Raw genomic sequence first — 11,430 nt, 5'->3', positions numbered from 1 at the left:
AATTAACGGTCCATTGTCAAGAGCTGCGCACTTAATTCTTTTAATTTGCGATTAAAGTTCTATAAGCATCTGATAGAGTACTCCTATGTTATCTCGTTGATTACCGCTTTAAGATTATTCCTCAAAGTTTGCGTGTTTAATACATTTGACTCCTAACATTTTCTTTAACATAAATGACTTTTTTGATTTCCTGAGGATCTTTGGGTTCAGGAGTTGGAATTATTCCAATCAGTGATTTGATAGTTTCACCAGTAAATGGAAGGATCACAGTCGCATATAAAACAGGTCATGCCTTTGGAATTACCACCCCTCTTAGCAATGAATATCTAATTCACATTGGCATAAATACTGTTAACCTTAAAGGAAAGCACTTCAAAGTTCTTACTAAAGAAGGACAAGAAGTCAAAAAAGGTGATCCTCTAGTTCAAGTTGATTTTGAAGCTATCAAAAAAGAGGGCTATGATCCAACAGTAATGGTCATTGCTTTAGACAAAAAGATTGATCAATTAACCTTCTTTTCTAAAGATAATGTCACAATTGACAATGAAATTTTCAAAATCAATTAAAATGTAATTTAACGAACACAGAAAAAGCATAATTCCTAGAAGTGAATTATGCTTTTTGATTATCTTAAAAGTTTGCTTTCTTAACAAATCTATTTTTATCTACAATGTAATATTTCTTATTCTTAATTATGACGGGATCACCATATGTTTTTACAGTTGAACCTTTTTTCAAAACTTTCTTATTCTTGCGATCACCATACTGATTATAAAGGTAGGCATTATACTTTAATTTACGGACAACAGGATCAACATTACCGGCAGCAATGTAATATTTTATGTTGCTATTGTCCTTATCAATATCATTTAGAACGTAAAAATCGCGTCCGCTGATAGTCGTTTTACCACAGGTCATTAGTTTCGAACCAATTTTTAAAACAATTTGGTTTGCACGAGTACCAGTATTGTCATAAAGATAAGCATTGTGCATCAACACTACAGTCTTTTCGCTGCTTGAACCGTTATTATTGTTTTCCTCTTTGTCCTTATTTTCCACTGGATTTGTCGGTTCAACCGGAACGGGATTAGGAGCAGGATAATTATTGTCGGTATCATCTGGTGGTGTTACAAGTTTTTTCCAAGTATAAGCACCCGGCTTGAGAGATCCATCTTGACTTTTTTGAATTAATTCAGCAGTAGTTAGTTGAGGCTCGTTATTATTATTGGTTAATCGCCATTTGTTGATAAAATTTTCTTTATTTGGTGTTTTTTCAGGATTTGGTTGCCCCAAAGCCACATCGGTACTTAATTTTGTTTTTGAGCCTAAAACTAAAGTAGTTATACCTGGTGCGTATTGGTATACTATCTTGCCGTTCACAATAGCCCCCACTGGTAGAGTCAAATCATTTGCCAGCATATTTTTCATATTGGGACTTTGGGTAGCATCAAACGAACTCAAATCCAAGTAGTTGAGGCTGATCAAATAACTAAGCATATCTGCCATGTCAGTCACTTTTTCAGTATTGAAATTACTTAAATCAAGTTCAGTTAAATTATAATCACCATGAAACATATTTTTCATTGAAGTTACAGAACTGGTATTAAGATTTTTGACTCCATCAATTTTAGTAAGATTTGCACAGCCATTAAACAAAAAAGTCATATCTTTGACATTTTTTGCATTGGAAGCAAAATTACCGCCAATATTTTATGATCCGTCATCACCATCTATGAACATATCCGTAAACATGTAACTCATATCAGTAACTGCAGAAGTGTCCCAGCTTGATAAACCAAGAGACTTAATTTTACTGGCATAAAACATCCCTTTCATGCTAGTCACTTCTGAAGTATCAATGTTACTTAGACCACTAATCTCTGTGAGATTTATTAAACGCTCATCCTTTACAAATCGAAACCAATAGCCAAAGTCGCCTACTAGTTTTAAATGTTGGTCAAATTGGATTTTCTTTACGTTTTTTAATATATCTGGGTTCGCAAATGCGCCCGCGCCATTATCTGCACCCTTAATTGTACCGGCACCCACTTTTAATGTGTTATTTGAAGGATCATAACTCCATTCAGGACCGTCAGCACCCCATTTGCCAGACTTGACAACGGTTGATTCATCTTGAGTTTGTACAGAATTTTTTTGTTTCTGAGAATCATCATCTACTCTCGTATCCAGTTCTTGATAACCAATTTTAGTAGATCCAAATGTGCTTTTATTGCCGGCTGACTGCATTTTAATTGCAAGAGTTTGGTTTGCACTTCCCGCTAAATCATTAGCTTTGACAACATTATTGTTAGCATAAAGAAAAATACTTAAGCCTGCAAAAGCCATACTGCAACTGATAAAAATTTTCTTGTATTTGCTTGTAATCATATTTATATTCAATTTTAAATATATCACAAGAACTATAAAAAGCACTGAATCTGCTTAATTATGCATTTAACCAAACAACATATAGATATTCACAATATTATATAACCTTAAAAACTATAAAAAATAGTTACTATAAACTTAAATATTAACTGTAGTTATAAAAGTAGTATTGTTTTTTATTTAATATTTATAATTTGCTTATTCATAAGTTAAGTTTTTAGAAACATATCATTTCTATGTTGACTAAAATACTATGACAACTGGAATTTAAGCATTAAAACATCTTCAATTTAGCTTTAAATAATATTAGTAAATATTATTTACGGCATAAAAAAGGTACGATAAAATTAAAGTATACTTGATTAGAAATTAATTATAAATTTAAAAACTGTCACTAATTTTTTGCGATCAGGTATTTCTGTCCACCACGCCAATGACAACAAACCTACGGCAATATAGCTTGAGGAGGAAGTAATGATTAAATTTAAGAAGGCCTTTTCGATTGGCGCCACAATTTTAGCGGCACTGACAATTGCAGGCTGTTCTAACAATAAGACTACTAGTAAGGGAAGTGCTAATAAATCTGTTAAAACCACTCACCAGCAAAAGAAACCTAAGCCAAAAGTCGCAGACTATCCCAATATTAAAGACGCGGAAGCTGACCTCAGTAAAGGTAAAAATTTAAAAGGCAAAACGGTACAATTCAAAATTAAAAAATTTGAACCTCAAAGTTCCTTTGGTTACAACATGGAAACCGGCAAACATCTTAATTTTGTTAGTCCAGAAAATCCCAACGCTAAAAAGGGAGATACTGTTTTTCTAAAAATCAAAAAAGTAAAATCGGTACTTGGGTCCTTTGTCATCACATATTCTGATCTATCTAAAGTAAATTAATGATTACAATCAAAGCTTCGTAAAATTTTAAAGACCTGAAAAATATAGGAGGAAGTAATAAAAAAGCGTAAGAATGTTTTGTCAATAGCTGCTATTTGCTTAGCCTGCTAAGCTTAAAATTCTCAGTGCTTTAACAGTAGATCGCTCAACGAACAGCATTGTCCGGAAAAACAATGTCTCTGTCAATACGGTGCAAGAAGTGCTAGATTCATGCTGACATAAATTTTGTAGCAGCTATGATTATTTGCTGGAACATTAGTCCTTTGACGAGTTTAAAGGCATTGACCGCACCTTGCATTTTATTTGTCTTGATGCCGACAAGCACGAGGTGGTGCAGATTCTTCGAACACGCTATAAAAAAGCAATTATTGCCTACTTCAAAAAGTTTGCGCCAGCGGCTTTGCAAGGCGTCAAAACAGTTTCTCTGGACCTAAATTTTCACTATCAGGACATTGTGCGAGCATGTTTCCCCAACTCTCTGCGCGTGCCGGTCATGAAGAAATTCAAAAGGACCAGCAGAGAATACAAACTGCTTAAATCACCATGGAAACTGTATCTCAAGAAGTACCAGGCACTCGACAAAATTCATCCGCATTACAATTGGCATTACAAAGGCTTTTTGACACACGGTCAGGTAGTTAACGAAGGTATCGCTTGCAGCGCGGAGCTCACTAATGCCAACAACCTGCTGCAATCATTTTATGATGCTTTGGCTGCCAAAAATCCGTAGGCAATTAAAAAAGTCATTCATGCTAAAGAAGATGTTAGCTGGCAATGCATCAAACATTGTTACCTTTTAAGCATAATATAAAAGCAGTAATCAACGGGATAACATCGAATTATTCCAACAGTTGCTTAGAAGGCTTCAATCGCAAGATTAAACAAATTGAGCGCAAAGCTTTTGACTACGCCAATTTCCACAACCTCCTAGCCAGGAATATATTGGCAAAACTACTTTTATTAATTACTTTACTATATGTCAACAATTGTTCTGAATATTCATTAAAATATTATGTCTATTAATGTATAATTGTTTTTGAGGTGAGAAAAATGGGTAAAAAACCAAATGCAAAGGAAAATACTGAAAAAAATGCTAAACAGATTAAAGAACAAGATAAAGAAGAAAATACAGATACAGATGTTGAACAAGAAGCCTGGGATTTTGTTGATCTTGTATTTACAGGTAAAAATTGTACATCCGAACAGAACGCTAATCTAGGGGAACTTGCTAACAAACTTAAAAATAATAAAATCGCTTTCCAGTACATTGATCTAGATATTAAAAATCTTATTTATAGCGTTGCTATTGGTAATGATAAAAAATTAAATAAAATATTTAATAAATGCTATGATGCACTTGAAACACTTGATACACTTGACAAACTATATCCACAACACAAACAAGATCTAGAGCAAGATATTGAAAAGAACTTACCTCTTTACTTAAAAAAATTAAAAGGTTATACAGATCATGAAATTAAAGACCTTTATAAAAACGTAGTTACTTCATATAAATGGTATTATGGTATTATAACTAACAAAGGGGATTGGACTAATGTTAAGGAACGACTCGATGACATGGATCGAAAAATCGAAGATAATAGAATTAAGGCAGAAAACAATATTAAAAAAGACATTTACCCAGATTTTATTACAATTCTAGGCATCTTCACTGCTATTACTTTTGCCATTTTTGGCGGGATGAACTTACTTAGCAACTTATTCCAAAATATGAAAAGTACACATACTTCATTAGGTCAAGCTCTGATTCTTGCTGCAATTTTTAGCATATGTTTGTGGTGGATTATTGAGTTACTGTTTAATTGGATTTCTAAAATTACAGAAAAAGAAGAAATGAACATTAGTAAGTATAAATATACTGCACTTACCATCTTATTAGGTTTATTAATTTTTGGGGTTGTGCTATTTTGCATTTAAAAAAATATTTTACATATAATAAAAAGCATTTTTCGGTAAATAGATAATAATTTTACACTTTGAGATAGCTTTTAAATTTGAAACAAATTTGAAAATTTTATTTTAGTTAAACACTAATAGATTAATCTACTTACTGATCAATTTAAAAATATTAAAGTTTTAGCCTATTTAAGCTAATTCATAAAACTAAAGAAAAAAGCTAGATGAATCATATTCATCTAGCTTTTCTTAACGCTCTGATGGACAAATGATGGGCATTTAGCTACCACCACGATTGCCGTTGAGCTGTTTTTATTGGGATATCCGGGCTCGAACCGAAACATGCAGGAACCAGAAACCTGTGCCTTACCATTTGGCTATATCCCAGTGTTAAATCACCCGCACGAGAATTGAACTCGTAACTCCACCTTGAGAGGGTGGCGTCTTAACCATTTGACCAGCGGGCAAAATCAACAGTAATTATTATGCTTGAAGTGACAATTATTGTCAAGTACTTTCAGTCCAAAAACTAAATTTAACTAATGAGTATTTTTAACACAAAGAAAAACTTCCAGAATGCTATTCAATCTGAAAGTTTTTTATTATTGATCATATTTTTTACCAACTACACTTTTTTGCAGTTTTCTTCAACTACTTTGTGCAAATGAACAATTAGGTATATTTTCTCCTGTTTAGTAATTCTCAAGTTAATTTTTTTCCTAATAAACTCATCGAAAGCATTAATAATTTCAACTTCCTTAGGCATTTTTGCAGCCAGGTCTTGGTAAAGCCCCTCTTGATCTTCATCTGAAAACAGTTTGTTTTCATAAACTCTTTCACAAAAATAATTTAGATGAGTCAAAAAACGTGAATAAGTGAAAGTATTTTGGTCAATCTTGCCTCCGATAATCCTTTGAGCTATTTTTTCGAGACTACTTACCAAATCAGCTATTTCCCTGTTTTTCTGTTGGTCACCAACGTCAACTTCCGCATCCACAAAATGTAAACCAATGCCTGTTGCTTCGCTATTTGGTAACGAAACATGCATTTTTTTATTAATCAAATTAACTGCAAATAATCCTATCTGATATTCATTTCTATGGTGAAGTAAGACGTCAGAATAGTTGAAATTTTCACCAATATTTCCCTCTTTAACTCGCTTTACCACAAAAGAAATATGATCAGCTAACGATAAATAAAGGTAATCTTTAACTTTGATTTGATATTTTCTGGCGGCAAAATCTATTATCTCCCTAACCATATTTAGATAAGTTTCGTCTATTGCACCGGCTAGCTGAATAAAGTTTTTTAGCATTTTATTATCGGTTAAGACAAAAATCTTTTGAATTTCCTCTTTTTTAACAGGATAACCAATTGCTTTATGGTAGCCTAGACCCTTGCCCATTAGGATACACTCTGCACCTGATTTATCTAATGCCAAAATAAGCGAATTATTCAAAACTTTTAGCACTTTCATCAGCTCACCACCTAGTTGCATACAATTGCTTAGTTGACCAACCCATTATTTGCAATAACTTTTTGGTACCAGTAAAAACTGTCCTTGGGGATTCGACGTAAATCTTTTAAATCACTATCAGTTCTATTGACGTAAATAAAACCATAACGTTTTTTAAATCCTTGATGTGAACTTAACAGATCCATAACCGACCAAGGACAATAGCCAATTAGTTTTACCCCATCCTGAATTGCATCATAACAAGCCTTGATATGATCTGCAAGATATTTTATACGGTATTGATCATGAATCTTGCCATCCTTTGCCATAGTGTCTGGAGTACCTAAACCATTTTCGGTAATAATCATTGGCAAACGAAACTGACGATAATATTCATTTAGGACAATTCTCAACCCCATAGGATCGATTTGAGCACCATATTTCGTTGCGGACAAGTTAGTATTTTTTTCGATCTTAAAATAACCATAGAGATCAAAATCCACATCATTTTTCCTTGTACCAAATGGGTGCCTGGCATCACTCGGTAAGTAACTGGCAACGAGAGTACGATAATAATTGACTGCTATGAAGTCAGGCCGAGCATCGCGCAATACTTGTTCATCTTGATCTTGCATTGATGGCAAAATGCCCACTCTTTTAAGGTAATTGCTATAGTACCCTGGATATTGTCCGTAACAATACATTTCCAGGGCATAATTAGTCTTAAAATTATCATTCATTTTAGCAGCCCAAACATCTAGTGGCTTGGTAGATGCTGGATAAGTCATGGTGGATGATATTGCAGGTCCTATTTTACCGTTTGGCACCATCTTATGACAATCTTTCATAACGTAGGCACTTGCTACAAACATATTGTAATCCATTTGAGCTCTGACACGTTCTTTATTCTTAGCTTCAACATGATACATGTTTAAGCGCTCGTCTACACGAACCATTAGGTTTTGTTCATTGATCACCTGCCAGTGCTTGACCCTGTCACCAAATTCCTTAAGACATATTTGGGCGTATCTTCTAAAAGCCGAAATGCAAGACCTGTTTTCCCAGCCGTTGTATTTTTCTACCAGGGCTAGGGGCAAATCAAAATGATATAGAGTTACAAACGGCTCAATCCCATTTGCAATCAGGCAATCAATCACTTTATTGTAAAAGTCGATCCCCTTTTGGTTAACCTGACCATCACCGTCCGGAATAATTCTCGACCAGGCAATGGAGAAACGGTATACTTTAAGACCTAATTCTTTCATAAGAGAAATATCTTCTCGATAATGATGATAAAAATCACTGGCCACTTTTGTATCAGCTTGTTCAGGACCAGCATGAACAAAAGAATTATAATCTGCTACTGATTCTCCCTTACCATCTTCGTTCCAGCCGCCTTCAATTTGAAAGGCTGATGAGGACGCACCCCATAAAAAGTCTGAGTCAAATTTTTCCATATTTTACTCCTCTATTTAATCATTTTTTAGACTTAGATATTATGAATTTGATAACAAGTATAACAACTGGTCGTTATTAGTGACGTTATCCTTGTTCGTCGAACCAATGGCTGCATAGTTTTTCGAATTAGTCACTACAACGGTCGTGGTTAAGTCATAACCTGCCTGCTCAATCTTTTGCATGTCAAATGAAACTAGCAGTTGCCCCTTCTTGACATGATCTCCATCTTGAACGTGTTTTTCAAAATACTTTCCATTTAGTTTAACAGTGTCGATGCCAATATGGATCATCATTTCAATTCCGCTGTCTAATATTAAACCAATTGCATGTAAAGTCGGATATATCATGCTGACTGTGGCATCTGCAGGAGCTAAAATTTTTCCTGAAGCAGGTTGAACTGCAATACCTTTACCCAAAACTCCGGATGCAAAAACTTCATCTGAAACCTGAGTTAGAGGTATCGTTTTACCTTCAACAGGAGAATTTACAGATAAGTCACAGTCATCTGCAACTAAATCTTCATCAATGGTTTTAGCAGGATTTTCTTCCTGATTATCCTCAATCTGGTCAGTTTTTGAACTATTTTTTTCTGCAGGAGCTGCATCACTAGGTAAATCATTAAAACCTAATATAACTGTTAAAATGCAGGCGCCACCAAAGGAAATTAAACAACCCAAAATGTAACAAACGAAAGCCTTAGTCCCAGCAGAAGCATAAACAGGAATAGTTAAAACACCTTGATTGGCGAAAGCATTTCCGTAAGAGCCACCCCAGCCCATCAAAGCGCCACCTAAAGCACCACTAATTACCGCATAAACCATGGGCTTTTTCAAACGCAAGTTAGCACCATAAATAGCTGGCTCGGTAATACCAAACAATGCTGTCACTGTGGCTGAAGCTGCAACAGTTTTCAGATTTTTATTTTTAGTTTTGAGAAAAACTCCCAAAGCAGCACCAGCTTGTGAAAAGTTTGCTGCACCAGCAAAGGCAAGCAGGTTTTGCCGTCCCGTTTTAGCAACATCGTTTATACCAATCGGAATGATTGCTCTGTGAGCACCAAAAATAACAAGTACACACCAAATACCACCTACAAAGGCACCTAATAAAATCGGACTCAAATTCATGATATAGTGATATGCCCAGTTAACAGCGTTACCAATATAAATACCAATTGGGCCGAAAATCATTAAAGTTGCCGGTACCATAATAAGTAAAGACAAAGTTGGTACCATGATAATTTTGAGCACATCCGGCATTATTTTTTTAACAAATTTTTCAACGTAGGCCAGTACAAAAACAGCTATGATGATGGGAACAACCGAGGAAACATAATTTGCCTTGGTAATTCCGATCCCAAACAAAGTTACTGCTTTATTTCCGGTCATCAACTCTACCAAAGTGGGATAGCATAGCGTTGCCCCCAGAGTCATAGCTATGTATTCATTGGTTTTAAAAACTTTTGCAGCTGATCTAGCCAAAATTACTGGCATAAAATAAAATAGAGCGTCTGAAGCGGCATTCAAAATAATATAAGTATTAAATGTCTTTATATCAACGTGATAGACATTCAAGCCAATTAATGCTGCAACAGCCAGGATACCCTTTAACATTCCCGAAGCAGCAATGGCCGGAATAGTTGGCGTAAAAATAGCAGTTACAACATTTAAAATCTTTGTACCAATACCAACTTTTTTGTCTTGCTCATAATTTTCGGTCTCAGTAGTTCCGAGCAGAGGCATGATTTCATCATAGATTGCTTCAACTTTATTACCTAAAACAACTTGAAATTGACCGCTGGCCTCTACGACCTGAATCACTCCCTCTATACTGGAAACTTTATCTGTACTAGCTTTACTTTCATCTTTTAAAACAAATCTCAATCTGGTAAAACAATGAGTTAAACCAGAGACATTTTCTTTTCCACCTACACCATCTAAGATTCGTAGCGCGATTTTATGATTATCCATAATTTTCCTCTTTTATTTCAATAAAAAAGACCAAACATACGTAAATAAAACCGTTAATCTCGGTTATTAATTACATACATTTGATCTTGCCTGCATTACCAGTAACACGTCAAATAAAAGTTCTTCTATTTTACAAACTTAAATCTAACATTAGAATTCCATTTATGCAAGCGATTACATCAAATTTACCATTAAATCTGTTTTTTAACATTTAAAATTTCATTTGCACTTATTTGCAAAAATAAATCAATGAATTGTATATAATAGAGTAAGAAACTTTGAACAAAGGATAGTTTATATGATTGACTACTCAAACACCCAAAATTTAATTGAATCAATGGTTACGGAACGCATTGTACCGGGCGTTAACTATGCTTTTTTTAAAAATGACCAAGTTTTCACTTCAACTGTCGGCTTTGCAAGTACCTATCCGACAGTTACGCAACTTAGCCCTTTTGCTATTTATGATTTAGCCAGTCTGACCAAAGTACTTATTACTGAAAATATTTTGCTTAAATTATATCAAGAGGGACAGCTCAATTTTACTGAACCACTGCACGACTTTATTCCTGAATTTAAAGATGAACGTGTCCGCCTTTTTCATCTGCTTACCCATACCAGTGGAATCCGTGGCTGGATTGAAAAGCGCGATCAGTTATCTCGCGACGAATTAATCAATGCCATCATTCATTTACCTGTCACAGACGAATTTGAACACAAAATGCGCTATGCCGATACGAATTTTATCTTGTTGGGTTTGGTTGTTAAAAAAATATTTGAGCAACCAGTTCAAGAAGTTGGTCAAAAATTAATAATTGAGCCTTCTGGTTTGGAAAATACGACATTCAATCCCCCTAAGGACTTATGTGTGCCCACCGCTGTTTACCAAGGAAAAGTTTTACAAGGCGAACCGCACGATCCTAAAGCACGCCAGCTTGGCAGTGATTGCGGTTCAGCAGGACTCTTCTCCACAATGAATGACTTGGTTAAATTAAGTAAAGGATACTTGGGTCTAGATAAGCACATCCTGCCCTTCAGTCAAGAACTTGTCGCAATGTTATTCGATAATAAAAATCCGGTGGGTGTCAAGCCACGCTCATGGGGCTGGGACTTGCGCTTTGACCCTCAGTTGCATTATCCCATAATTCTGCATACTGGCTTCACTGGTGTTCTTATGCTTCTTGACCGTGTAAAAAAGTCGGGTCTAATTCTTTTAACCAATCGTATTCACCCTACTGGTCATAATCAGGTCTTTCTAACTATGAGAGAAAGAATTATTCAGAGCTTTTTAAAAGAAAATGACGAGTAAAAAGAGTCTGGGAAAAAGCGCTCTTTGAAGTTAAATCAAAA

The 11,430-nt window shown here is 34.9% G+C and carries 9 protein-coding genes, 2 tRNA genes and 1 pseudogene; 5 read left to right on the top strand and 7 right to left on the bottom strand.

Annotated elements, in window-relative coordinates:
* Positions 1–200 precede the first annotated feature (200 nt).
* Positions 201–566, top strand: coding sequence for a PTS sugar transporter subunit IIA (locus ACZ2M0_RS03345; protein ID WP_490058521.1), 366 nt, complete (start codon positions 201–203; stop codon positions 564–566).
* A gap of 64 nt (positions 567–630) precedes the next feature.
* Here the strand turns inward: ACZ2M0_RS03345 and ACZ2M0_RS03340 are convergent, their stop codons facing one another.
* Together ACZ2M0_RS03340 and ACZ2M0_RS03335 are read right to left on the bottom strand one after the other, a co-directional pair.
* Positions 631–1,707 carry an SLAP domain-containing protein gene (locus ACZ2M0_RS03340; protein ID WP_490058539.1) on the bottom strand — a complete coding sequence of 359 codons (1,077 nt, stop codon included), beginning with the start codon at positions 1,705–1,707 and terminating at the stop codon, positions 631–633.
* 3 nt (positions 1,708–1,710) lie between these two features.
* Positions 1,711–2,388, bottom strand: a complete 678-nt coding sequence (locus ACZ2M0_RS03335; RefSeq protein WP_490058520.1) for a BspA family leucine-rich repeat surface protein — start codon at positions 2,386–2,388, stop codon at positions 1,711–1,713.
* A gap of 474 nt (positions 2,389–2,862) precedes the next feature.
* Here ACZ2M0_RS03335 and ACZ2M0_RS03330 point away from each other — a divergent pair, with 474 nt between their 5' ends.
* From ACZ2M0_RS03330 to ACZ2M0_RS03320, 3 genes and pseudogenes are all read left to right on the top strand, one after another.
* A complete protein-coding gene (locus ACZ2M0_RS03330) occupies positions 2,863–3,282 on the top strand; it encodes a hypothetical protein (RefSeq protein WP_490058519.1) in 420 nt (139 codons plus the stop codon).
* A gap of 106 nt (positions 3,283–3,388) precedes the next feature.
* Positions 3,389–4,305, top strand: a pseudogene (locus ACZ2M0_RS03325) (transposase); the annotation flags it as partial.
* A 27-nt stretch (positions 4,306–4,332) separates the two neighbouring features.
* Entirely contained in the window at positions 4,333–5,220 is an 888-nt protein-coding gene (locus ACZ2M0_RS03320; protein WP_490058518.1) for a Yip1 family protein, read from the top strand.
* 294 nt (positions 5,221–5,514) lie between these two features.
* Here the strand turns inward: ACZ2M0_RS03320 and ACZ2M0_RS03315 are convergent.
* The 5 genes from ACZ2M0_RS03315 to ACZ2M0_RS03295 all read right to left on the bottom strand — a co-directional run bounded on the left by ACZ2M0_RS03315 (position 5,515) and on the right by ACZ2M0_RS03295 (position 10,080).
* Positions 5,515–5,586: transfer RNA gene (locus tag ACZ2M0_RS03315), tRNA-Gln, on the bottom strand.
* Between the two features lie 8 nt (positions 5,587–5,594).
* Positions 5,595–5,666, bottom strand: a tRNA-Glu gene (locus ACZ2M0_RS03310).
* Positions 5,667–5,824: 158 nt separating this feature from the next.
* On the bottom strand, positions 5,825–6,676 hold the full coding sequence (locus ACZ2M0_RS03305) for a PRD domain-containing protein (protein WP_490058517.1): 852 nt from the start codon (positions 6,674–6,676) through the stop codon (positions 5,825–5,827).
* A 29-nt stretch (positions 6,677–6,705) separates the two neighbouring features.
* Positions 6,706–8,112: a glycoside hydrolase family 1 protein gene (locus tag ACZ2M0_RS03300; protein ID WP_490058516.1), complete on the bottom strand. Its 1,407-nt coding sequence runs from the start codon at positions 8,110–8,112 to the stop codon at positions 6,706–6,708.
* Positions 8,113–8,151: 39 nt separating this feature from the next.
* Positions 8,152–10,080 carry a beta-glucoside-specific PTS transporter subunit IIABC gene (locus ACZ2M0_RS03295; RefSeq protein ID WP_490058515.1) on the bottom strand — a complete coding sequence of 643 codons (1,929 nt, stop codon included), beginning with the start codon at positions 10,078–10,080 and terminating at the stop codon, positions 8,152–8,154.
* A 298-nt stretch (positions 10,081–10,378) separates the two neighbouring features.
* Here ACZ2M0_RS03295 and ACZ2M0_RS03290 point away from each other — a divergent pair, with 298 nt between their 5' ends.
* Positions 10,379–11,389, top strand: a complete 1,011-nt coding sequence (locus ACZ2M0_RS03290) for a serine hydrolase domain-containing protein (RefSeq protein WP_490058514.1) — start codon at positions 10,379–10,381, stop codon at positions 11,387–11,389.
* Positions 11,390–11,430: the final 41 nt, after the last annotated feature.

Source organism: Lactobacillus sp. VURO6/B1 (VP7) (assembly GCF_058139575.1).
The sequence above is the reverse complement of the archived record's forward strand: the minus strand, read 5'-3'. Positions and strand labels throughout refer to the sequence as shown.

Bases quoted from the DNA above. Each gene is read 5' to 3' on its own strand.
- ACZ2M0_RS03290 (WP_490058514.1), top strand. From the start codon at position 10,379: ATGATTGACTACTCAAACACCCAAAATTTAATTGAATCAATGGTTACG.
- ACZ2M0_RS03320 (WP_490058518.1), top strand. From the start codon at position 4,333: ATGGGTAAAAAACCAAATGCAAAGGAAAATACTGAAAAAAATGCTAAA.
- ACZ2M0_RS03330 (WP_490058519.1), top strand. From the start codon at position 2,863: ATGATTAAATTTAAGAAGGCCTTTTCGATTGGCGCCACAATTTTAGCG.
- ACZ2M0_RS03300 (WP_490058516.1), bottom strand. From the start codon at position 8,112: ATGGAAAAATTTGACTCAGACTTTTTATGGGGTGCGTCCTCATCAGCC.
- ACZ2M0_RS03305 (WP_490058517.1), bottom strand. From the start codon at position 6,676: ATGAAAGTGCTAAAAGTTTTGAATAATTCGCTTATTTTGGCATTAGAT.
- ACZ2M0_RS03335 (WP_490058520.1), bottom strand. From the start codon at position 2,388: ATGATTACAAGCAAATACAAGAAAATTTTTATCAGTTGCAGTATGGCT.
- ACZ2M0_RS03295 (WP_490058515.1), bottom strand. From the start codon at position 10,080: ATGGATAATCATAAAATCGCGCTACGAATCTTAGATGGTGTAGGTGGA.